22 protein-coding genes are annotated in these 22,569 nt (G+C 52.4%); 19 read left to right on the top strand and 3 right to left on the bottom strand.

Going from position 1 to position 22,569, the window contains the following annotated elements:
- The first annotated feature begins 73 nt into the window (after positions 1-73).
- The 6 genes from AC0LWM_RS19850 to AC0LWM_RS19825 all read left to right on the top strand — a co-directional run bounded on the left by AC0LWM_RS19850 (position 74) and on the right by AC0LWM_RS19825 (position 7,146).
- Positions 74-415 (top strand): zinc ribbon domain-containing protein YjdM, encoded by a 342-nt coding sequence (locus tag AC0LWM_RS19850; protein ID WP_474676730.1) that lies wholly within the window; start codon positions 74-76, stop codon positions 413-415.
- A gap of 7 nt (positions 416-422) precedes the next feature.
- A complete protein-coding gene (locus AC0LWM_RS19845) occupies positions 423-1,361 on the top strand; it encodes a DMT family transporter (RefSeq protein ID WP_474676729.1) in 939 nt (312 codons plus the stop codon).
- Positions 1,362-1,603: 242 nt separating this feature from the next.
- Positions 1,604-2,956, top strand: a complete 1,353-nt coding sequence (dsdA, locus tag AC0LWM_RS19840; protein ID WP_474676830.1) for a D-serine ammonia-lyase — start codon at positions 1,604-1,606, stop codon at positions 2,954-2,956.
- A 417-nt stretch (positions 2,957-3,373) separates the two neighbouring features.
- Positions 3,374-4,333, top strand: coding sequence for an ABC transporter permease (locus AC0LWM_RS19835; protein WP_474676728.1), 960 nt, complete (start codon positions 3,374-3,376; stop codon positions 4,331-4,333).
- A gap of 86 nt (positions 4,334-4,419) precedes the next feature.
- Positions 4,420-6,147, top strand: coding sequence for an extracellular solute-binding protein (locus tag AC0LWM_RS19830; RefSeq protein WP_474676727.1), 1,728 nt, complete (start codon positions 4,420-4,422; stop codon positions 6,145-6,147).
- Between the two features lie 87 nt (positions 6,148-6,234).
- Complete coding sequence (locus AC0LWM_RS19825) at positions 6,235-7,146, top strand: carbohydrate ABC transporter permease (RefSeq protein ID WP_474676726.1); 912 nt, start codon at positions 6,235-6,237, stop codon at positions 7,144-7,146.
- Between the two features lie 114 nt (positions 7,147-7,260).
- On the opposite strand, the gene AC0LWM_RS19820 is transcribed toward AC0LWM_RS19825, so the two are convergent.
- Both AC0LWM_RS19820 and AC0LWM_RS19815 read right to left on the bottom strand, forming a co-directional pair.
- Complete coding sequence (locus AC0LWM_RS19820; RefSeq protein WP_474676725.1) at positions 7,261-7,773, bottom strand: SRPBCC family protein; 513 nt, start codon at positions 7,771-7,773, stop codon at positions 7,261-7,263.
- Positions 7,774-7,963: 190 nt separating this feature from the next.
- Entirely contained in the window at positions 7,964-8,608 is a 645-nt protein-coding gene (locus tag AC0LWM_RS19815) for a response regulator transcription factor (RefSeq protein WP_474676724.1), read from the bottom strand.
- A gap of 229 nt (positions 8,609-8,837) precedes the next feature.
- Between AC0LWM_RS19815 and AC0LWM_RS19810 the strand changes: the two genes are divergently transcribed.
- The 11 genes from AC0LWM_RS19810 (at position 8,838) to AC0LWM_RS19760 (ending at position 19,027) form a co-directional block, all read left to right on the top strand.
- Complete coding sequence (locus tag AC0LWM_RS19810) at positions 8,838-9,674, top strand: CPBP family glutamic-type intramembrane protease (RefSeq protein ID WP_474676723.1); 837 nt, start codon at positions 8,838-8,840, stop codon at positions 9,672-9,674.
- A gap of 37 nt (positions 9,675-9,711) precedes the next feature.
- Positions 9,712-9,870: a hypothetical protein gene (locus tag AC0LWM_RS19805; protein WP_474676722.1), complete on the top strand. Its 159-nt coding sequence runs from the start codon at positions 9,712-9,714 to the stop codon at positions 9,868-9,870.
- 160 nt (positions 9,871-10,030) lie between these two features.
- A complete protein-coding gene (locus tag AC0LWM_RS19800) occupies positions 10,031-11,188 on the top strand; it encodes a sensor histidine kinase (RefSeq protein WP_474676721.1) in 1,158 nt (385 codons plus the stop codon).
- Positions 11,185-11,907 (top strand): response regulator transcription factor, encoded by a 723-nt coding sequence (locus tag AC0LWM_RS19795; protein ID WP_474676720.1) that lies wholly within the window; start codon positions 11,185-11,187, stop codon positions 11,905-11,907. Before AC0LWM_RS19800 ends, AC0LWM_RS19795 begins: the two co-directional genes overlap by 4 nt.
- Positions 11,908-12,004: 97 nt before the next feature.
- Entirely contained in the window at positions 12,005-12,844 is an 840-nt protein-coding gene (locus tag AC0LWM_RS19790; protein ID WP_474676719.1) for a CPBP family intramembrane glutamic endopeptidase, read from the top strand.
- Positions 12,845-13,058: 214 nt separating this feature from the next.
- The gene (locus AC0LWM_RS19785; RefSeq protein WP_474676718.1) at positions 13,059-13,661 is read left to right on the top strand and encodes a YkoP family protein; all 603 of its coding nucleotides are present in this window, start codon (positions 13,059-13,061) and stop codon (positions 13,659-13,661) included.
- Positions 13,662-13,792: 131 nt separating this feature from the next.
- A complete protein-coding gene (locus AC0LWM_RS19780) occupies positions 13,793-14,719 on the top strand; it encodes an ABC transporter ATP-binding protein (RefSeq protein WP_474676829.1) in 927 nt (308 codons plus the stop codon).
- Entirely contained in the window at positions 14,716-15,645 is a 930-nt protein-coding gene (locus AC0LWM_RS19775) for an ABC transporter permease (RefSeq protein WP_474676717.1), read from the top strand. The genes AC0LWM_RS19780 and AC0LWM_RS19775 overlap by 4 nt, the downstream gene beginning before the upstream one ends.
- A 32-nt stretch (positions 15,646-15,677) precedes the next feature.
- A complete protein-coding gene (locus AC0LWM_RS19770) occupies positions 15,678-16,076 on the top strand; it encodes a hypothetical protein (protein ID WP_474676716.1) in 399 nt (132 codons plus the stop codon).
- A 67-nt stretch (positions 16,077-16,143) separates the two neighbouring features.
- The gene (locus AC0LWM_RS19765) at positions 16,144-17,322 is read left to right on the top strand and encodes a sensor histidine kinase (RefSeq protein ID WP_474676715.1); all 1,179 of its coding nucleotides are present in this window, start codon (positions 16,144-16,146) and stop codon (positions 17,320-17,322) included.
- A gap of 166 nt (positions 17,323-17,488) precedes the next feature.
- Positions 17,489-19,027: a serine hydrolase domain-containing protein gene (locus AC0LWM_RS19760; RefSeq protein ID WP_474676714.1), complete on the top strand. Its 1,539-nt coding sequence runs from the start codon at positions 17,489-17,491 to the stop codon at positions 19,025-19,027.
- 497 nt (positions 19,028-19,524) lie between these two features.
- On the opposite strand, the gene AC0LWM_RS19755 is transcribed toward AC0LWM_RS19760, so the two are convergent.
- Complete coding sequence (locus tag AC0LWM_RS19755; RefSeq protein WP_474676713.1) at positions 19,525-20,907, bottom strand: ABC transporter substrate-binding protein; 1,383 nt, start codon at positions 20,905-20,907, stop codon at positions 19,525-19,527.
- Between the two features lie 268 nt (positions 20,908-21,175).
- On the opposite strand from AC0LWM_RS19755, the gene AC0LWM_RS19750 reads away from it, so the two are divergent.
- Positions 21,176-21,964 (top strand): sulfite exporter TauE/SafE family protein, encoded by a 789-nt coding sequence (locus tag AC0LWM_RS19750; RefSeq protein WP_474676712.1) that lies wholly within the window; start codon positions 21,176-21,178, stop codon positions 21,962-21,964.
- A 33-nt stretch (positions 21,965-21,997) separates the two neighbouring features.
- Positions 21,998-22,561, top strand: coding sequence for a sulfurtransferase TusA family protein (locus AC0LWM_RS19745; RefSeq protein ID WP_474676711.1), 564 nt, complete (start codon positions 21,998-22,000; stop codon positions 22,559-22,561).
- Positions 22,562-22,569 lie beyond the last annotated feature (8 nt).

Raw genomic sequence — 22,569 nt, 5'->3', positions numbered from 1 at the left:
TCAGTTGCAGGATTACCCCTTAAGATATATGATCTATAGGCACACAATTCATACTAACGGGGGAAATCATATCATGTCTAATTTGCCAAATTGCCCAAAATGTAATTCTGCATATACGTATGAAGACGGGAGTTTGCTGGTATGCCCGGAATGCGCTCATGAATGGTCGCTGGAATCGGCATCGGAAAGCAGCGAAGAACAAAGGGTTGTCAAAGATGCCAATGGGAACGTCTTGAACGACGGCGATTCCGTCACGGTCATCAAGGACCTGAAAGTGAAAGGAAGCTCGCTCGTCGTCAAAATCGGCACAAAGGTGAAAAATATTCGATTGGTCGAGGGCGATCATGACATCGATTGCAAAATCGACGGCATCGGCGCGATGCAATTAAAATCCGAATTCGTGAAGAAGGCATAGACTTGCTATGAAAGCTGCGATTCCTTACATCAAAGTCGCGACATCCATGATTCTGATCGGCAGCTTTGTCGTCGTCAACAAAGCTCTTGCCGGCGTGTTTCCGGTTTTCCTGGCTTCCGAGCTCAGGCTGCTGATCGGCGCGATCGTTCTGACCGCGATCGTTTTGCTCCGGGAAAGGCGGTTTCCGACGGTTCAGAAGAAAGACCGGCTCGTTTTTTTTGCTCAATCGTTTTTCGGCGTGTTTTTGTTCAGCATCTTTATGCTGTACGGCTTGACCTTTACGACGGCAATGGAAGGCGGTATCATTACGAGTTTGACGCCCGCGGCCGTCGGGCTGATTTCCTTCGTGGTTTTTAAGGAGAAGCTGCGCTGGAATCAAAGCCTGGGTATTGCGTGCGCGGTGTTCGGGGCGCTTGCGATCAATGTGTTTGGCGGCATGTTCAACACGTCCTGGAGCTTGCAGTCGTTATGGGGGAATCTGCTCATCTTGGGTGCGGTCGTGGGGGAGGCCGTTTTCGTCACGTTCGGCAAGCTTGCCTCGAAGCAGGCCAGCCCGATTGCGATGGCGGCCATGACCAGCATATACGGGGCGGCGCTATTCCTGCCGTTCTCCTTGTATGATGTGGCCTATAGCGACTTCGCCAAGGTTGGAGCCACGGAATGGATGTTGATTCTGTATTCGGGCATCGTCGTCACTGTCCTCGCGATTATTTTGCTCAACCAGGGCATGGCGAAAATTTCGGCCGGCTCCTCGGCGGTATTTACCGCTTTGATGCCGACCAGCGCGATTGGATTGTCGGTTTTATTTTTGCACGAGCATTTTTATTGGTACCACTTTCTCGGCATTTCTCTTGTGTTTGCCGGGATCGCCTTGGCGACCAAACGATCGTTTCGCTGGCGGGCCAAGCCGGAATCGACGGTTTCTCTAATCGATAAGAAAGTATAAATCGTGGAGAAGGTCCGAGTAGGAGCTTTCTTTAGTTCGCGGTATCCGGTACGCGGGTGGGGAACCCTCGTTGACGGGGAAAACCTCGATAGTATATGATCGGGATAGCCGTTGATATAGACGTATATTCCGGAGTTCCATCTATTTTCGACAGCGCTGACAAACACATTTATGGATAAAATAGGTTGTTCCGCGCAAGCGGCACATCGACAATCGGAGGCAGGCAGACGATGAATGACAACATGAACGACAACAAGGTAGTCGCAGGCAAAACGTTAAGCCAATGGATCGCGGAATACCCGCTGCTGAAGGATATCGTCTCCACACAGGAGACATTTTGGATCAATCCCCGGCATACTTCGTTCAACCAAGCAAACCTTTCGCTGACGGAGGCCGACGTGACGGATGCGGAGCAACGGCTGAAGCGGTTCGCACCCTACATCGCCAAGGCTTTTCCGGAAACCGAAGCGGCAGGCGGGATCATCGAGTCGCCGCTTGTGCCGATTCCAAACATGCAGCGCGAACTGGAACGGCGGTTCGACGATCAAGCGATGCCGGGCCGTCTTCTGCTGAAATGCGACAGCCATTTGCCTGTCAGCGGTTCGATCAAGGCGCGCGGCGGCATTTACGAAGTGCTGGTGCATGCGGAGCAGATCGCCATGAGCCACGGCATGCTATCCGTCCATGACGATTACTCCATTCTGGCCTCCGACCGTTTCCGTTCGTTGTTTTCCCGGTATTCGATCGCGGTCGGATCAACCGGCAACCTCGGCATGAGCATCGGCATCATGAGCGCCAAATTAGGGTTTTCGGTTACGGTTCATATGTCGGCGGACGCCAAGGCATGGAAAAAAGAGCTGCTGCGCAGCAGGGGCGTGACGGTCGTCGAATATGCCTCCGATTACGGCAAGGCGGTGGAAGAAGGACGCAAGCAGGCGGATGCGGACCCGAATTGCTATTTTATCGACGATGAAAATTCGAAGCATTTGTTCTTAGGGTATGCGGTAGCGGCATCACGGTTAAAAGCGCAGCTGGAGCAGCTGAACATTCCGGTGGATGAGCGGCACCCGCTGTTCGTGTATTTGCCGTGCGGCGTAGGCGGCGGCCCGGGAGGCGTCGCTTTTGGCCTGAAGCTGCTGTACAAGGACAATGTGCACGCGTTTTTCGCCGAGCCGACCCATTCCCCCTGCATGCTGCTCGGCCTGATGACCGGGCTTCACGATCAAGTTTCGGTGTATGATTTTGGCATCGACAACCGAACGGACGCGGATGGACTTGCGGTGAGCAGGCCTTCCCGGTTTGTCGGGAAAACGATCGAGCCGCTCATTAGCGGACTGCTTACCGTGCAAGACAGCACGTTGTATTCCTTGCTGTACACGCTGAGCGAAGCGGAACGGATCGAACTGGAGCCTTCCGCATTGGCCGGAATGCCGGGGCCGCATTGGGTCATGCATTCGGACGACGGGAAATCCTACCTAAAGGCGAATGGCCTCGACAGCAAACTGGGCAACGGCACGCATATCGTCTGGGCGACGGGCGGGAGCATGGTGCCGCGGGACATTATGGATGCTTACCTTGCCAAAGGAAAGCCGTGATGACGAGATTCAGGCCGATCGGATTGCCCGGAAGCATTTTTGTCCGTGTACATTAATCGTTTCAAGACTTCAGAAGAGATCACCTTCATACGGGCTACTTTGACCGAATGGAGGATGATCTTCTTTCTTATGTCTGCGCTTCCTCTCTCAGCGCAGTTTTCTCCTCAACAAACCACACCGCCTTCACGATTCCTTATTATTCCGATAACACCCCGATAACAAACGAAAACTACAATATAAATACCACAACAATAGTAACGAATCAAAAACTTCCAACATTTGTGGCGACGAATCGCGTGATGAATGACATGTAGATGATTTTATTTTTTGCCGCATCTGGTATCGGTACCATACAGGATCAGAGCTCACCATGGAATATTCAGTGATCGCAGGGGTTGAAAGAAGGGAGAGGTTTTATTGGCAACACAAGTTCCATCCGTAACGACGGGGCTTCGCAACAAACGAGGATGGGCATACTGGTGGTCCAAAATATTGCTGCACCGCTATTTGTACTTGATGCTTCTGCCTTGTATCGTATCGTTCGTCATTTTCTCGTATATTCCGATGGGCGGATTGCTGCTCGCATTCAAGGAGTTCAAGTTTAACGAAGGCATTCTCGGCAGCCCTTGGGTCGGGTTCACCTATTTTGAAAACTTTTTCAAAGACTTCCGCAGCCTGACCTTGATTAAAAATACGTTAATCATTAGCTGCATGAAGCTTTTTCTCGGATTGCCTTTTCCGATCCTGCTTGCGCTTATGTTCAATGAAATCAAAAACCGGTGGTTCAAGAATATCGCCCAGAGCATCTCGTATTTGCCGCATTTCATGTCTTGGGTCATCATCGTTGGGATCGTGCAGCGGGTTTTAGCGCCGGACACGGGCTTGTTGAATGAAGCGATCTCTTATTTCGGCGGGGACGGCAGCACGTTTTTTATGAACGAGGCGAAATATTTTTACTCGATCATGTTCAGCAGCCATATCTGGAAAACCATTGGATGGGATTCCATCATCTATTTGGCGGCGATCGCCGGCATCAATCAGGACATGTATGAAGCGGCAAAAATCGATGGCGCAAGCAAATGGAACGAAGTATGGCATATTACGCTTCCGTCGATTCGGCCGACGATCATGATCGTGTTCATTCTGTCGCTCGGCAGCATCCTGTCAGCGGGGTTCGATCAACTGTACCTTCTCCGGATGCCGGGTAATTCCGAGCTGGCGGATATTCTGGATACGTACGTGATCCGCGTCGGCTTGCAGCAGGGCCAATACGGCTATGCGACAGCGGTCGGCATGATGCAAGGCCTAGTCGGTTTGATTCTTGTTATTATCGCCAATCGTTTGGCGCGCAAATTGTCCGACTCGTCGCTCTGGTAACGGTACCAGATTCAACCTTATTCCGGGAGAGAAACGCGTCTGCGTTTTTCCATATAAACAATATAGACAAAGAGGGAGATTAACACATGCTTAAAAACAAGATTTGGGCAAAAATGCTGGCCATTCCGCTGATCGCGTCGATGGTATTCGCAGGCTGCTCCCCGAAAGAAGAGAAGCCGGCCGACACAGGCAAAGAACAGACACAGCAGGAGAACGGCAGCGATAATTCCGGGAAACCGGCAACTTGGATTGCCGACCGGAAGATCAAAGGCTTGATTTTTATGGGTGCAGACGATTATACCGAAGAGATGAACCCGGAAATCGTGAAGCAAATCAAGGATAAGACGGGTATCGATTTCGAATTCAATATTATGCCTGCCGAGCATTCGATTGACGGACTCATTGCCGGGCTAGCTTCAGGCGACCTGCCGGACTTCATCGCTTTTTATTTGAACCATAGCGGTCGTCCGGAAATGCCGGTCGTGCTGAAAGCGGCGCGTGAAGGCATGTTCACCGACCTGGCTCCTTTCATGAAGGATACGAAAGTGTACAGCAAATATTTGCAAGACGGCTACCTGCCGCTGGATACGCAAAACGGCGTTATGTTCCGTCCTGAATTTAACGGTGCCGCCTACTTCATGCACATGAACATCTCCAGAGAAACCGGTTATGAAACGAGAAAATGGGTCGGCGGTCCGTATATCCGCAAAGATATTGCCGATGCGCTGAACATCGATCCGAGAACGATCACGACGTCCGAGCAAATGTACGAGGTGGCCAAAAAAATTGAGGCCGGCCATTTCAAAGACAACAACGGTAAAGAAGTTTCCGTCATCGGGCCGAGATATTGGGGCGGCAAAGAAGTTAAGGCGCTGTACAGCGATTTGACTTTAAGCATCAACCAAGCGTTCCAACGGAACAGTGAAGGCAAGATTGTGCATGAGAGCCAAACGGACATCCCGATGAAGCGGGTGGAATACGTCCAGAAGCTGCTCGGCGAAAAGCTGATGAACCCGGAATTTTACACGATGGACGAAAACCGCGCGACGGAAGGTATCTTGAACGGTTCGTTTGCGATTGTGGCCGATATGCACAACTACCTGGATTTCAATAAAGACATGCATTATTTGCCGATGGGCCCGCTGAACGAAGGCGGTAAGCCTTACCAAATGAAGCTGGATTACAAAACGGCAGGCGGCGCTTGGGCGATTCCGTCGACGACAAAAAATCCGGAAGACATCGTGAAGCTGGCCGACTTCCTGGCAAGCCGCGAAGGGAAGCTGCTGTGGCAATACGGCATTGAAGGAAGAGACTACACGCTGGATGCCAAAGGCAACCCGGTCGTGAAGAAAGAAGTGCTCGACTTGAAAGAAACAGATCCGAAAGCGGCAAAAGCGCTTGGATTCGCGGGCGTAGGCAACTACTGGGGCGAAATTCTCGGCAACACCGACATCGACCGGATCGCGGATTTCGGAGAGAGCGAATATGCCGAATCCGTACACCCGGAATCGAACGTAGGACCGCAAAAAATCGCCGAATACTGGGGCTGGGACGAGAAGCGGAAATCTGCGGAAGTTTCGGATAACTATTCACCAAGCGCGTTCTTCGGCGAATTCGACAAAGGCGCAGAGTTAAAAGCGGCGCTCGACAACTGGGACGAAAGCATCATTCGCGCGTACTACGCGAAAAATTCGGATGAGGCCAAGAAAATCCTCGATTCCGCGTATGAGCAATTGAAGGGTTCCGGCTTGGAAGAATACGAAGATTTGCTTGAGCAAAAAGACTCCGATCCAAAAACGAAAGTAGCGTTGTAATTCACATTTGAGCTATTGCCGGCCGGTTTCGTCGGGTTTCGATGAAACCGGCCTCTCTTATCAGGGTGAATGTAAGGAGGCAATGACGTGAGCAATGAATTTTACAAAAGTTCCGCAGGAGAAAAAGTGATCAAAATCGTCATCTATGTATCGATCATCGTGTTATGCCTGTCGATCATTCTTCCGTTTTTGAATATTTTGGCGTTGTCCTTCAATTCCGGCAAAGATGCGGAGCGTGGTGGCATTTATTTCTGGCCGAGAGACTGGTCGCTTGAAAATTACAAGGAAGTGTTCTCCTCCTCGAATATCGTGAGCGCCTTCGGCATATCATTGTTCCGCACGATCGTCGGTACGGTGGCTAGCGTATTCTTGACCGCGATGGCAGCGTATGCGTTAAAAAGCAAAACGATGCCGGGCGTCCGAATGTTTACGATGCTCATCTTCTTCACGATGCTGTTCAGCGGGGGGATTATTCCGTATTATTTGCTGCTCAAGGATTTGCATCTGACGAATACGATTTGGGTGTATATCGTGCCGGGGTTGTACAGCGCGTGGAACATCATCATCATGAGGACGTTCTTCCAGCAAATCAGCGGAAGTCTCGAAGAGTCGGCCCGGATTGACGGGTATAACGATTTTTCGATCTTCATGCGCATCATCATGCCGCTCAGCAAGCCGGTTATTGCCGTGATTGCGCTGTTTAACGCCGTTGGGCATTGGAACGATTGGTTTACGGGCGCGTTCTACGTTCGGGACAGCAAGCTGAGACCGCTATCGACGCTGCTGCAGGAAATGCTCACCCGGGCGGATGCGCTTCGCAAAACGCTGGAGCAAGCGGCCGGAACGAAGCAATACGACATGCTCGACAAAATTCAGGTGACGGGCAACTCGCTGAAAATGGCGACCATTGTGATCGTCGTGGCGCCGATCATACTCGTGTATCCGTTCATTCAGAAATATTTTGCCAAAGGCGTGATGATCGGTTCGATCAAAGAATAAAGCGGGTCAAGCGATGCGTGTGGTCCATGGTCACGGTTGGATGATCTTGGCTTATTTGCCCAAAACGAAAAAACATCGCGCAAACCGCGATGTTTTTTCGTTGGCTGTGACGTATTAGGATTGACTCCCCGCCAAGTAAGCGTCGAGCTGATCGAACGTGCCGCCGAAGCCTTGCTGCACCATCGGCCGCATCCCCTCGAAGGCTTGCCGTTCCTCTTCCGTAGCGTTGATCGGGCCGCCCCGAAACGTGAGCAACGTTTTGCCGTCCTGCTCCTCCAGTGTCAGGTTATTGATAATTTCGAGCGGCCAAACCGGACTGAAAGGAGCCCGGATCGTATTGCCCTCCTCATCGGAGAACGATTGGACGAACACTAGCTTCTCCGGCGCGATAATTTCGCGATAAACGAACTTGCCCCACATGACGTGCCCCTCGGGAGAGCGCTGGCTGCCAAGGAACATCCCGCCCGGACGAAGATCCAGCTTGACGATTTCGAGTGCGAAGCCTTTGGGCCCCCACCATTTTTGCAGGCGCTCCGGCTCGGTCCAAGCTTTGAATACGAGCTCGCGCGGGGCGTCGAAGACGCGGGTAATGACCAATTCGTTACCGGTTACTTGATTGTCGGACATGATAATACCTCCTCATCGTCATGAACTTCATATAGGAATCTCTTAGGGAGAACCGGATGCTTGAACAAGAAGTTTGGACAACATGTCGTAGTCGGGCCGTTTTGTCCTTCGCGGATTTTGACCCACTTTCGTTCCTCCCTCCATAATTTATATATACCACAAAAGGAATATTCCTGCAAACGTATATTTATTAAAACAGCTTTTCCTCCGTCGCCTTCTTCATCGCGGACGCGCGATTCTGCACATTCAACTTCGAATAAATATTGGAAATATAATTTTTCACGGTTCCCTCCGAAAGAAACAGCTTCTCGGCAATGTCGCGGTTAGCGAGTCCGTCGGAGATGCATTTCAGCACTTGCGTCTCCCGGTCCGTCAACCCGTAATCCGACTCCTTCACGAAAGCCCCTGTCGTCGACGACGAACGGGTAAATAACGCTTTCGCCACCTCCTGGGAAATCATCGTTTCACCGCGATGGACGAGTCGAAGCGCCGCGGCCAGATCCATCGGATCGATCGCTTTCAGAATATAGCCTTCCGCGCCGGCGTGCAGCGCCCCGGATACGACGTCCGCATCCTGGAACGTGGTCAGCATAATGACCTTCACGTCCGGGTAACTTTTCTTGATCCGTTCCGTCGCCTCGACGCCGTCCATGACGGGCATTTGCACGTCCATCAGGATAACGTCCGGCAGAAGCTGCGCGGCCATTTCCACGGCAACCGCGCCGTTCTCCGCCGTTCCGACTACGTTAATATCGGCGTTGAGATTAAGTACGATCCCCAAGCTCTTGCGGATAATCTCCTGATCTTCGACGATCATGATTTTGATTTCTTGCATTGTCGCTTTTTCCCTCCCTGCTCTTCAATTGTTGTAATTCTATGATACCGAAAAAAAGTCATAGTCGCATAGTGACTTTCTGAGGCTTACAAAGTCATGTTGAAGATGTGCGTCGATATCATGACTTTTACACCACGTAAGTCACTACTGCATGTGACTTTTTTTCTGTACCTTAGGGATGCGGCCGCAAAATGCCGCGACTAAACAATAGATGAGGTGCTAGATTAACATGTTTTCCTCCATGAAAGATTCGACGAAAGCAATTGCATTTACCGTACTTGTGCTTCTCCTTGCTTTGAGCTTCAGCTACATCTCCGGCATTGACACCTTTTGGTATATGATGACGCCGACGATCGCCGTCCTGATCATGATGCTGGTCGTCACCCGGGACGGATATACCAAGGCGGGCTGGGCCATGCTCGGCCTCCACAAGCTCGGTCTCCGGGGTTGGTTGTTCGCTTTGGTCGTGCCTGCGATCCCGCTTGCCCTCAGCTTCGGCATCGTATGGGCTACCGGCTTGTCCTCCATTGTCGTCGGCGAAAGCTTCGAAGGCGTAAGCTGGGCCTATCTTCCGCTGGTGCTTGTGTTTACGTATGTAAAAGCGACGCTCACGCAATCGATGGGCGAAGAGTTGGGATGGCGCGGCTACTTGCTGCCCGTCATGCTGAAATCCATGAACCGTAAACCAGCGATGCTGCTGAACGGCGTCATCCATGGGGTATGGCACTTCCCACTCATCCTCAATACGAACGCGTACCACGCAGGAGAAAATCTGTGGTTGATCCTGCCCCTGACCGTACTGAGCACGATGTTCCTCGCGCCCGTGATCGGTGAATTGCGCCTTCGTACCGGCAGCGTATGGACGTCGTCGATGCTGCATACGACGCACAATCTCGTCTGGATCATTTTAGGCTATATTACCGTCAACCACGCCGAAGCATCCAAGTATATCAGCGGTGATATGAGCATTGTCGTCGGCCTATGTTATCTCGCGTTAACGATGGTGATCTGGAGAAGAAGAACGTTCACTCAAGATAGCAGGAACAAATATGTGACGTATCGCTAACCGGTACCGAACCATATCAACCGAGGAGGAGCGAAGGATGAACAAACGCCGCGGAATCATTGTTGTTCTTATGCTGGCCATCATATCCGTCATGCTCGGATTTGCACTCAAAGACACCGTCGAATATGCGCCAACGGCAGGCTGGACTGTCGGAATCCTCTTATTTTTGTCCAGCATTATCTTTATCAAACAATAAATAGCCATACGTGTGAATAACAACCTTGAATTAACACGATTTTATAGCTTGAACAATTTAAAGATTGCGTTGACCGACCTGGTGATCGCCCATCATGCGGGTTAGCCTTACGGGGGCTCGGGCGGATTCTGGTATTTCACAAGGCGGGAGCGGGGGTAGGATGAAGAAAGTTTATGATTTGATGGACTGGGGAATATTCGGCCTCCGGTCCTATTGGTATATCGTGTACCTTTTGCAGCTTCTGCGCAATGAGCAGTTCGACGCATCGATCGTGTTGACCGTCATATGGGTCGCCGCCGCGTATGTCGTCCCATGCACGTTCTGGGTTCCTCGCCTTGCTGCCAACAAACAATTGTTTTGCCTTTCCGAGGCCGCAATCGGCGGGTCTTTGTACGTTTATTTGCTGACGCTCACGGGGGAAGGGACCAACTTTTTTCTCATTCCGATCCTTACCGTCGGCTACCTGTTGCCACGGAAAATGCTTATTTTGTCGCCGATATTGCTGTCGCTGTCCTTCGTCAGTTCGGCGCTGGGCGGCATCCCGTTCCAAGACGTCGCCGGTTTGGTCGCGGATGAGCTGCTCTTTTTTGGCATCGGACTGTGGGTCGGCTTTATCGCCGATGCGTACCGTGAAAATAACGAGCTGATTCGGGAGATCGAACAACAGAACAGGCTGCTGACCCAATACGCGAAGCAGATCGAACGAATGACGCTGCTCGAGGAACGCAACCGGATGTCCAAAGATTTGCACGACACGCTCGGGCATTCTTATATTTCCTTCATCATGGGGCTTGATGCGGCCATTCTTACGATGGACAACAAGCCCGTAGCGGCCAAGGAAAAGCTGCTTCGATTAAGGGATTTGACCGAAACGAATCTGCATGAAATGAGAAACCTCGTCCACGCCATGGGCGAACAGGAGGAGGAAACGTTCTTGGACCAGCTCCAGAAGCTGATCCGTAGCTTTCAAGAATATACGGGCACGGCAATCGATCTGCAAATTTCCGGATCCGAAGAGGAAATGGGAAACCGGGTGAGGCAAACGCTGATCCGGGTTATCCAGGAATCGTTCACCAACGCGGTCAAGCACGGGAAAGCTTCCGAGATCCGGGTACGCATGAACTATTCGCCGCATGACGTGTCCATGACGATTCTCGATAACGGACTCGGAAACAAGCAAATCGTCTTCGGATTTGGTCTGGCTTCCATGAAGGAGCGCGTGGAGCAGCTGTCCGGGCGATTCCAGATCGCGTCCGTTCGCCCGCAAGGAACCGAAGTCAAATGTCAATTACCGATAAGAGGAGAACAAGTCTCATGATCAAAATAGTGATAGCGGACGACCAGGAATTGATTCTCGAAAGCTTAAGCATCGTGCTGGATATGGAGGACGATATCAAGGTGGTCGGCCTCGCCAAGGACGGCGAGGAAGCGGCTCGTTATTGCGAGCGCGAGCTTCCGGATGTCGTCTTGATGGACATCCATATGCCGAACCAAGACGGCGTGCAAGCAACGAAGGCGATCAAGGCAAAGTTCCCTTCCGTCAAAATCATTATGCTCACTTCGTACAAAGAGGTCGATTATGTCATGGCGGCTTTGGCGGGCGGCGCCGAAGGGTATTTATTGAAAGCGATCAACCCCAAAAATCTCATTGCGGGAATCCGTGTCGTTCATGCGGGCGGAACATTGATTTCGCAAGAAATGGCCTCGGACTTCATCCGGCAGTTGAGCATGCCCAAGACAGCCGGCCAAACGGAAGAAGGACAAGGCAGTCATGATCGGGATTCGGCAGGCGAGAACAGGGCCCGGATCAAATCATTCGGATCCGGGCTCAGCGACCGGGAAATCGCCGTACTGAAGAAGCTGGCGCTTGGTCTGCGCAACCAGGAGATCGCGGAAGCTCTGTTTTTGAGCGAAGGGACGGTAAAGAACTACATTTCGAACATTTATTCGAAATTGAACGTGAAGGGCCGGCTCGAAGCCACGCAAAAAGCAAGGGACGCCGGGATTTTGAAGAAGAGTCACGAATCCGCATTGTGACCAAACGGCACTGATCGCTTGTGACTTTTGCCCCGTACACTGTAATCAACGGCCATACGAGCTGAATACGATAACAGATTTACGGGAGGCGTTTTTTTTGAAAGCTTTGCAAGTGGCAGGGAAAATAGTTTTAGCGTTTGGTATTTGTATCGTCTTAGGTATCATCTTTAATCTCATGTTGACCGTTATTATGCCGGATCCGGATCAGTTGCCGGAACAATTGGTGTATCTGACGAACGGCCCCAAATCGTTGTTCGTCATTCTCGGCGCTACGGCGATCATGCTGGCGGTCTTCAAGCGGGACCGCGAATGGCCGCTCGGCTTGCAAGGGCCGGGGAGAGTTTTATTATCGGCGAAAGGTTTCTTTTACGGCATCTTGCTCATGATGGTCACGATCATCGCGGTATATTGCGTCGGCGAGGCGAGCATCGTTTCGTACGACGCCCAGGCGACAATCTTGACAGCGCTGGCGGTCGGCATATTTTTGGCTCTATGCGATACGTTTTCCGAAGAAATATTGTTCAGAGGTTATATTCAGAGCATGGTCAAGACAAGCTACGGGCCATGGGCGGCGATTGTCGTTTCGTCCGTTCCGTTTGCGGTCAGCCATTCCTTGGGACACGATGTATTGTCGCACCCCTTCGAATTGCTCAATCTGGTATTGGCAGGGATATTCCTTGCTTTGCTTCGGGAACTGACGGGTTCGTTATGGCTGCCGATCGGCATGCATTTTGCCTGGAATAGTTTCAATCGATTGTTCGGAGAAGCCGATCGCCTCGTTAAGATTGAATTCGGCCCGAATGAGTGGATCAGCGGGGGAGCGGGCGGCTTCGAGAACGGGCTCGCGAATACGCTGATCATGCTGACGATCATCGCGATCTTGGGCCTCAAGCTGAACCGGGGCCATGCAGAGAAACGCGAAGCTGCGATCCAATAATATACACCGGCTAATCCCGCCCCGATGCAGCTCATCGGATGAAGCGGGATTTTTTTGCTGTGCCCGATCGCCCGAAGGTGATCGCAGTCATATCGTCATGTGACCGATTTCTAGCCGAATGGCACTGCGTCATCATGACCTTATTTCGCTAAAGTGTATACCAGAAGGCACGATTTGGTGCGGAATCATGGGAAACGGAAGGGATGACTGCGTGATGTTGGGAACCGCGGGCAAAAAAATGATGCGAACCGTATGGATGGCGTGGGAAGGGGCGTTTGGCGTCATGGCGCGCTGGAGCAGCCTCCATACGATGCAATATGGGATATGCAAGGTGATGGTGAAGAAGCATCGGGGAGATAACATCGTGTGTGAGGACGGCACGTGTATCCGGCGCGGCGATTGGATTGCCGAGCTCCATCTGGACAATGCGAAGGTGCTGGAGCATCTTCATGCCGGCGGGTCGGACCGCGCGGCGCTGCGCATCGCGCGCTCGCTGCGCGACGCCTTGGGGGAAATACATGCTGCGCTTGACCGGCGGGGCGAATTCGTGCAAGTGAAAGCGCTGATCGGCGTCACGCTGCTTCACCGCGGCCTTACGCACGGGCTTGGCTTCGAGCAGCAGCGCATTCGGTCCAAGGTGTTCGAGTGGACGTCGACCCGGTATTTGCGGCTGCTGCTCGCCGTCCTCCATCCGGAAGGCAAAGAGCGGATCGATCGGCGGACGGATCAATTGGTGCCCGTCATGCTGATCCATACGCGCAGATCGCTCAAGGAACGGTTCGCTTCACCCCCGGGCATGACTACGACGACCGCATGACGGAGGCGAATATTTGGTTACGCGGCGCGGATAGTCATACGATTATTAGCCGAAAGTCACTCCGTCCTCATGACTTTTTTTCGGTACATTCATAACGATCATACAAACGGGAGGCAGTATAACGAATGGCGATGCATGAAAAAAAGGACCCGATTCTGCGTCTGAACCAAGTGAGGAAAACGATCCGGGGAAAAGACATCGTGAAAGGCTTGACCTTTGACGTGTACCCGGGCGAAGTTTTCGGATTTCTCGGACCGAACGGCGCGGGCAAAACAACGACGATCCGGATGATGGTCGGCTTGATGTCGATATCGGGCGGCGACATTGCGATACAAGGGACGAGCGTGGCCAAGGAGCCCAGCAAGGCGATGAAGCATGTCGGGGCCATCGTCGAAAACCCGGAGCTGTACAAATTTTTGTCGGGCTATCGCAATCTTGTTCATTTCGCCCGCATGATTCCGGGCATAACGAAAGCTAGGATCGACGAGGTCGTTAAGCTTGTCGGCCTGGAAAACCGGATCCAGGACAAGGTGAAGACGTATTCGCTCGGCATGCGCCAACGGCTGGGCGTGGCGCAAGCGCTTCTGCACAACCCTTCGGTTCTCATTCTGGATGAGCCGACGAACGGTCTCGACCCGGCCGGCATCAAGGAGCTGCGGGACTATCTGAAGAAGCTGTCTCATGAGGAAGGCATCGCGGTCATCGTATCGAGCCATCTGCTGTCGGAGATGGAGCTCATGTGCGATCGGGTCGCGATTATCCAGCACGGCGAGCTGATCGAGATTCAAGAGGTCGCCCAGCTGACGAAGGAAACGCATACGGCGGTAGCCTTTCAGGTCAATCGCCCGAAGGACGCCTTGCGCTGCGTCTTGGCGCATTTTGCCGGGGCGGAAGCGGAGCTTACGGAGGACGGGTTCCTCGTCTTGCTCGGCATGGATCAGGTCGCCGAATTGAACAAACGGCTTGTCCATGAAGACATTCAGGTGTACGGCATCGCCAAACGGAGCAAGTCGCTGGAAGACAAGTTTTTGGAAATGACGGGAGGAAGCATTCAATGATCAGGCTCGTAGCGAATGAAAATATGAAAATTTACAGGAGAGCGCGAACGTGGGTGCTTTTCGCATTGCAATTGATTGCGATCCTGCTGCCACTCGCTTTCGTTCAGTTCGGAGGCGATTCCGGCGACTGGCGCTCGGCTCTCATCGAGGAAAATAAAGAATCCCAGGCAGCGCTGGAAGAGGCGTCGGTTTTGCCGGATAAGGCCAAGCAGCAAATCAAGGATTCGATCGAGCTCAACAATTACCGCCTGGAGCACGGCATCGCGCCGATGAAATCGATGTGGTCCGTCGTGTCCGAATGGCTGCCCGTCATTCAAGTCGCCACCTTGTTCGTCGTCATCATCGCTTCCGATATCGTCGCCTCCGAATTTACTTGGGGCACCGTGAAGCTGCTGCTCATACGGCCGGTCAGCCGAATTCAAATTCTGCTCGCCAAATACGCAGCCGTATTGATCTTTGGCGTGCTGATGCTGGCGCTGACGTTTGCCGGATCAACCCTCATCGGCGGCTTTGTCCACGGCTTCGGCGGCACGGGAGACATTTACCTCTCCGTGAAGGACGGCCAAGTGCAAGAAGGTTCAATGGGCCTGCATGTCCTGGGGACATACCTGCTGAAATCGGTCAACTTGCTCATGATTGCAACGTTCGCCTTTATGCTGTCGGCGGTGTTCCGCAGCAGCTCGCTGGCTATTGCGCTGTCGATGTTGTTCCTGTTCCTGGGGCAGCCCCTGACTATGCTTGTCGCAAAATATGAGTGGGCGAAATACATCCTGTTCGCCAATACCGACCTGACGCCGTATTTGGACGGGAATTCGCCACTACCGGGCATGACGTTAGGCTTCTCGGTCGCGGTGCTGGCCGTATACTTCGTCCTGTTCCATGCCGTATCCTGCGGCGTCTTCACGAAACGCGACGTTCGCGTCTAACCTTATCTAACGCTCAATCGGAGGTGTACATTTTGTTTACAAAATATCGTTTATACGGTTTTTTGTTGCTTATCCTCATTACCATCCTTTCTAGCGGCTGCGCAACGGTTAACTACGTGAAGGATATCGACAAATCGATGAAACAGCTGGACAAATTAAACGATCGGCTGCAGGATGCCAGAATCGAAGCCGATGCCACAGACTTTGCCGAGACGGTGGAAGCGATGAAGAAGGAAACGGACTTTATTAACAATTTGGACCCGGGGCTCATGAAGTGGAAAGGGAGCGACGAGGTGCTGGAGAAGAGCCAGGCGATCGCGGCCTTGCTGGACGACATCGGCGAAGAAGCGGAGCTTGAGCACCCGGACGACAAAAAGTTGGATAAGCTGATTAAAAAACTATCGACCGAAATCGATGAGGTTGTCGAATAATAGCGTAGATTTGCCAAGGGGGCATCCGTTATACTTACAGTAAACGACAAAAAAGGCTGTGACCCTCTTGGCTTTGCTCAATCAACCGCGGCATTGGTTCGACTATGTAGTTTTCGGCATACGCGCGATATGGGGCGTGTTAGGCATCGTAAGTCTTCACTATAGCATCGGCGCAAGTCCTGTTCTGGCTGTCGGAGTAGCGGGCTACGTCCTTTCATGCTGCGTGCCTTTTGCCCTTTACCTGTTCAGACGGGTCCCGCGGTACATCCCGGTTATCGCCGAGCTGCTCATCACCGGGGCGCTGTATATGATCATTCCGGCGAACGACACGATCTTCTCCTTCTTTCATGTCCCTGTGCTGACGCTCGGATATTTCGCCATGGGTTGGCACGCGCTGTGGGCGCTTGTTGCCATCGGAATTTATCCGATCGTGGTGGCGGGCGGATTTCCCGATCTGCCGCTCGATCAGTTACTCGATCAAATGGCCAATTTGGCTGTGTTGTACGGTTTCGGCTTCTGCTTTCAAAAGCTGGTGACCTCCTATCAAAAAATCAACGGCATGTATGGCATCATCCAGCAGCAAAATCAAACGCTGGAAGTATACGCCAAGCAGATCGAGAAGCTGACGCTGCTGGAGGAGCGGAACCGGCTGTCGCGGGATTTGCACGATACGGTCGGGCATACGTTTACGACGACGATTACGGGGATGGACGCGGTTTATTATTTGATCGATCTATCGCCGGACGAAGCGAAAAAAAGCCTGCGCGAGCTGTTGAACGTGACGCGGGGCGGTCTCGACGAGGTGCGAAGACACATACACCAAATCGCGCCGGACAAGGACGAGCAGTCGCTTGCTTCGAGCCTCTCCCAGATCGGAAGCGAGTTCGCTTTGCATACGGGTACCCAAGTAACGATGGAAACCGCAGGCGACGAATATCCGGTTTCGGAGCAGGTTCGCATCGCGCTCATCCGCTGCATGCAGGAATCGCTGACGAATGCGAAGAAGCATGGCATGGCATCCGCCGTGCGAGTGAAGCTTGCGTTCGAGAGAGAGCAGGTCGGCCTATGGATTGAGGACAACGGCAAAGGGAATGAAAGCTTGACCCATGGCTTCGGGCTTCAATCGATGTCGGAGCGGATGGCCAATGTGAACGGAACGCTGAAAATTAAGTCAAGCGCGGACCGCGGCACGGTCGTCCACTGCGCGGTTCCCGTTTTTGTGCGGGCACAGAAGAAGCTTGGGTAACCCGGGCGGGTCATATGATGTGAAGGCGTGAGGATTGTTCCTCACGTCTTTTTCGTGTGCCCGGATGACTTTTTTATGACCGGAAGTCACTACGCCACGATGACTTTTTTTTGCTAGCTTAGAAGAGAAAGGCACATGAGAAAGAGATTAAAGGAGAGAATCTTGCATGTTCAAAAAAAGCATTGTGGCGGCCGCGATTTGTTTGCCGCTCGTCATGTCGTCCGGCAGCGCGTTCGCGTCGGCGGTGGAGAATCCGATTGAGGCGGGGATCGCACTAAACGGAGGAGAGTGGCCGTCGTCTTATGCTCCGACGATTCGCCAGGGAATCACGATTGTGTCGTTACAAGATTTTGCGGCCGTATTCGGACTGAGCGTCGTACACATCCCTTCAAGCAAGAAGATCGCCGTTGCGAGCGAAGCCGGTCTTGTCGAATTGGAAATCGGCTCTGCCGCAGCCCAAGTTAACGGGAAGGTTGTTCCGCTCGAGACGGCGGTGACGCAAGATTCGAACGGCGTCGTCCGCTTGCCGCTCCGGAGCTTGGCCGAGCAGCTCGGCGGGAGATTATCGTGGGATCGATCCGAGGAAAAAGTTAATCTGCGCACGACGAATATGCCGTTCAAGCATAACCTATATGCTTACATCGAACAGTATGCGGAAAACAAAGATTTCAGGGGCTCGGTTCTGATCACTCAGGCGGGAAAAACGATCTTTGCCGGGAGTTACGGGCTGGCCGATGATGCAAAGTCTCTTCCCAACACGGAGCAAACGCAATATAAGGCGGCTTCGCTGACCAAAATTTTGACGGCCGTCGCCATTGCCAAGCTGGAGGAGGAAGGGAAGCTGTCCATCGAAGATTCGATCGCCAAGTACTTCCCGGATATCGCGGCCTGGAAACCGATCAAGATCAAGCATCTGCTGTCGCATACGTCGGGACTTGCAAACTATACGGATGTGCTCGTTCAACGGAAGGCCCTCGAGAAAGGCGGGGCGCTGAAGAGGGAGGATCTGCTTGAGGTCGCTTCCCGTACGGTGAAAATTTCGGAGCAAATCGATTTGGTCAGCGGACTTCCGTTAGCTTTTGAGCCGGGGACGAACGAGCAGTACATCAACACGAACTATTTGTTGCTTGGTCTTATCATTGAAAAGATAACCGGGGAATCTTATGCCGATTTCGTGCGGAAGCAGATATTTGATCCGACAGGCATGAAACGCTCGACCTTAACCGCCAAGGACGCGCCGGATCTCGCCAAGCCGCATGTGGAGCATGCCGCAACGGCCAAGGAGTTAAACGAAGAGAACATGTCGTACGGAGCCTTGGTCACGACAACAGGCGATTTAGCCAAGTTCATGGAAGCTCTGCACGACGGGACGATCCTGAAGCCGGAAACTGCAGGCCGCATGGAGAAAACGCTGCTCTTCAAGCACGGCTACGGCTGGGAAATCGATGAACGGCACGGTCCGGCGAAAGTGTTCCACACGGGAGACGACATCGGCTTCCAGGCGCAGCTGACGTATTACCCGGCGCAGAATCTATCGGTCATCGTCTTGACCAACAACCAGCTTGATTTCCTGAGCGGGATGCTGTCGAGAGACAATGCGGCCGAATATTTCGCCAAGCGGCAGTCGGTCGGCAACGCGTTCGATCTCAGCAATCAAATCATCGCCATGATCGACTCGTATGTCGCTTCCGGCGGCGACTTTTGATTAGATTAATTGACCGCAATTTTTATATCGACCGTGATTAGCGGCCGGCGCCGGCCTGATGTAAGGCCCTGGAAAGGAGAAGTTGCTTTCCGGGGCTTTTTCGCATATATGACGTAATATGTACGGGTCAGAAATTTATTTCTGAAATTCAGAATGTTTTTTCTAAGTTTACAGTCCTAATTGACTCAAATGCTGGTATTCAGAAACTTTTGGCTGAAATTCAGAAAGTTTTGGCTAAAAGAAGAAAATAATTTCTGAATGGTCATGTTTTGTTGGCAGAGTTCAACGAAGATCAGAAATTCGTTTCTGAAATTCAGCATGTTTTTTCTGATTGAAGAAGACCCCATCGACCGGGGGACGGGGGAGTTTGCGGCAGATGGAGGTTGAGGTCGTCCATGACGCAGGCGAATCAGGGGATGGCGAGCAAATTTGAGACAAGCAAGGGCGCCAAGCCGGTCGTGCTTCATGGCTTGGCGCTCTAGCGCGTGCCCCGCTGCTTATGGGGCCGCAGGTTTATTTTCCTTCTGCTTCAAGGTGTCGATTTGCTCGAACGTCGCTTTCTCCATGGCGGCTAACGCCTGGTCCACGCCTTTCGTGCCCGCGATGATTTCTTTGAACTCTACATTAAACGGCCCCTGTACCATGTAGTTGACCGCAGCAAATTTGTCCTCGCCTTCCGGCACCTCGCTTGGATTATAGGTCAATTCATAGAACGCATCGAGCGTTTTACCGTCCTTCAGCTTCTGGTAGCCCGAACGCGCCCAGAGGGTCGTCGGCACTTTCGATTGCACGCGGGCGATTTCGTCTCCGGCCATATATTTCAGCAGCTCCCATGCCGCGCGTGCATTCGGCGACTTCGCGCGAATCGCGAACAGCTCGTTCAGCGAGAAGTTCGTTCCCTGTGCCGCATCGATGCCTTGCGGAGCGGGAATGATCTCCCAGTTGAACTTCCGGTCTTTCAGCACGGATGCGGCCTGATTCAATTTAGACAGCATGTATGTATCGCCGAGCGTTAATGCTGAGCGTCCCGCCACAAAAGGATCGCGCAGCAGCCATTCCTCCTCGCTCATCATGTCGGTGTTCATGTCGGCCTGATAGATCGATCCGCTCTTATAGGCATTCGCAACAAGCTCGACAATTCTTTTCCAGGACGGCGTCTGCACCGTTGCTTTCCCTTTGGTCTGCAGTTTCAGACCGCTGTCGAGGGCAACCTTCTGCATGAACGAAAAAGGATCGCTTTCGTATTCCTGGGCGGCATAGCCATATACACGCGTTTTGGGGTCGCCGCCTGTCGGAAATCGCTGCGCAAGCTGGACAATATCCTCCCAGTTCGCTTTATCCTTAGGGTATTCGATCCCGTTTTTGTCGAACAAATCTTTATTGATGAACAACGCTTTGCTGTCGAAGGTCGGAGCTAAGCCATACAGCTTGCCGTTCCCTTTCAGCTTCAAATATTCCGCGATCGCCGGCTGGATCGATGACATATCGTAGCCGTCTTCGGCGATGACAGGGTCCAGCTCGTACAGGAACCCGTCCGCCGACAAAAGGTTCAGTTCATCGGGGCGAAGCATGAACAAATCCACCTGTTCTTTCTCGACAAATTCCCGCAGCAGCTGGGTGGAATTTTTATCTCCGCCGTTCTCCTGATACATCATGCGCGTCGAAACAACCTCTACGTCAATGTTCGGAAATTTCGCCATGAACATGTAGCCGTATTTTTGCATGAACGACTGCTCGTCCCAATAAGATACCTTCACCGTAGCTTTCTGATTATTTTCCTTTTGCGACACCTGCTTATCCTTGCCTCCGAACAAGCCGCAGGCGCTTAGCGTTAATGCCAACGTTCCCGCCGTCAAAGCGAGAGCCATTCGTTTCAACACGATGGTTCCATCCTCTCTCTCCTAATCTGGTTACTGTCTCTATGTGATGTACCTCCTTATCGTAAGGCGGTTGTCCGGGCAGCGTCCACTTAACAATGGGTGATTTTTCCTTAATAATCGTTAAGAATTCAGCGGCAAAAATTAAGAAATCGAGAAATGTCGCCGTGCAAAAAAATGGGTTTGACAAACATTTGCGCAATCGAATATAGTTTCAATATACCCATAGGGGTATACGTATTGAATGGATCCCGGAAAGGAGGTAAACGCGTTGGATTGGAGTTTTATCGTCACGCTGTTTCTCATCGGGTTTGTCGGTTCACTGATCTCCGGCATAGTCGGTATCGGCGGTTCGATCATCAAATATCCGATGCTGCTATATATTCCGCCCGCGCTCGGCTTTATCGCTTTTAGCGCGCAAGAAGTTTCCGCGGTTAGCGCGGTGCAGGTATTCTTCGCAACGCTGGCCGGCATGCTTGCTTTTCGGAAAGGAAAGTACATTCATCTGCCGCTTGTCTTATCGATGGGCATTCCCATTCTGCTTGGCAGCTTCATCGGCGCCTTCGGTTCGCAATACCTTCCCAATGGGGCGATTAATATGACTTACGCCGTGTTGGCGCTAATCGCGGCGTTCATGATGTTTATGCCAAAGAAGGGAGACGAGCTTGTAAGCGGAGAACTGACGTGGATTTCCTTCAATCGATGGACCGCGGTTGCGGCCGCGTCGATTGTCGGGATTTTGTCCGGCATCGTCGGCGCTGCGGGAGCATTCATTACGGTACCGATCATGCTGGTCGTCTTGAAAATTCCGACACGGGTCGCTATCGCTTCGTCGCTTGCCATCACGTTCGTCTCCTCCATCGGTTCCACCGTTGGTAAAGTTATGGGCGGGCATTTGCTGCTCATTCCGGCCGCCGCAATGATCGTGGCGAGCGTAATCGCTTCGCCGATCGGGGCGCATATCAGCAAAAGGCTCAATACGAAGGTGCTGCAATGGATCCTAGTGCTGCTAATCACGGCAACCGTAGTGAAGATTTGGTGGGATATTCTGATGGGATGAAACGATTCATTTTATAAACGGGAGGAAATCAAAATGACATCATTACAAGCAAATCAAACGTTGGTATGCGAAGGGCTCGCGTGCCCGCTGCCGGTCGTCCGCACGAAGAAGGCGATCGACGAAATGCAGCCGGGCCATGTACTTGAAGTTAGGGCGACGGATAAAGGCTCGGTGGCCGATTTGAAAAGCTGGGCCGGACGGACGGGACACGAGTATATCGGACTGATCGAGACAGACGGCGTGTTCCGGCATTATATACGCAAGGCGGAAGCCGAGGAGATGAGGGAAGAACGTAAATTTCCGCACACAGTCTCCAATGAGGAGGCCCACGGCCGTGACGCTAACATTCTTGTCCTCGATGTGCGCGAACCCGCGGAATATGCGTTCGGCCACATTCCCGGCGCGATATCGATCCCGCTGGGCCAACTGGAGGCGCAGTGCGGCAAGCTGGATCCGGAGCACCACTATTATGTCGTATGCCGCACGGGCAACCGAAGCGATATGGCTTGTCAGCTTCTAGCGGAGAAAGGCTTTAAGCATGTAAGCAACGTGTTGCCCGGCATGTCGCAGTGGAACGGACCGATGGATCAGAATTGATCCGCAAG

The sequence above is a fragment of the Paenibacillus sp. sgz302148 genome, assembly GCF_056120465.1.
The sequence above is the reverse complement of the archived record's forward strand: the minus strand, read 5'-3'. Positions and strand labels throughout refer to the sequence as shown.

Coding starts and splice junctions, on each gene's coding strand:
- AC0LWM_RS19850 (WP_474676730.1), top strand. CDS start 74: ATGTCTAATTTGCCAAATTGCCCAAAATGTAATTCTGCATATACGTAT.
- AC0LWM_RS19845 (WP_474676729.1), top strand. CDS start 423: ATGAAAGCTGCGATTCCTTACATCAAAGTCGCGACATCCATGATTCTG.
- dsdA (WP_474676830.1), top strand. CDS start 1,604: ATGAACGACAACAAGGTAGTCGCAGGCAAAACGTTAAGCCAATGGATC.
- AC0LWM_RS19830 (WP_474676727.1), top strand. CDS start 4,420: ATGCTTAAAAACAAGATTTGGGCAAAAATGCTGGCCATTCCGCTGATC.
- AC0LWM_RS19820 (WP_474676725.1), bottom strand. CDS start 7,773: ATGTCCGACAATCAAGTAACCGGTAACGAATTGGTCATTACCCGCGTC.
- AC0LWM_RS19815 (WP_474676724.1), bottom strand. CDS start 8,608: ATGCAAGAAATCAAAATCATGATCGTCGAAGATCAGGAGATTATCCGC.
- AC0LWM_RS19810 (WP_474676723.1), top strand. CDS start 8,838: ATGTTTTCCTCCATGAAAGATTCGACGAAAGCAATTGCATTTACCGTA.
- AC0LWM_RS19805 (WP_474676722.1), top strand. CDS start 9,712: ATGAACAAACGCCGCGGAATCATTGTTGTTCTTATGCTGGCCATCATA.
- AC0LWM_RS19800 (WP_474676721.1), top strand. CDS start 10,031: ATGAAGAAAGTTTATGATTTGATGGACTGGGGAATATTCGGCCTCCGG.
- AC0LWM_RS19795 (WP_474676720.1), top strand. CDS start 11,185: ATGATCAAAATAGTGATAGCGGACGACCAGGAATTGATTCTCGAAAGC.
- AC0LWM_RS19785 (WP_474676718.1), top strand. CDS start 13,059: ATGTTGGGAACCGCGGGCAAAAAAATGATGCGAACCGTATGGATGGCG.
- AC0LWM_RS19780 (WP_474676829.1), top strand. CDS start 13,793: ATGCATGAAAAAAAGGACCCGATTCTGCGTCTGAACCAAGTGAGGAAA.
- AC0LWM_RS19775 (WP_474676717.1), top strand. CDS start 14,716: ATGATCAGGCTCGTAGCGAATGAAAATATGAAAATTTACAGGAGAGCG.
- AC0LWM_RS19760 (WP_474676714.1), top strand. CDS start 17,489: ATGTTCAAAAAAAGCATTGTGGCGGCCGCGATTTGTTTGCCGCTCGTC.
- AC0LWM_RS19745 (WP_474676711.1), top strand. CDS start 21,998: ATGACATCATTACAAGCAAATCAAACGTTGGTATGCGAAGGGCTCGCG.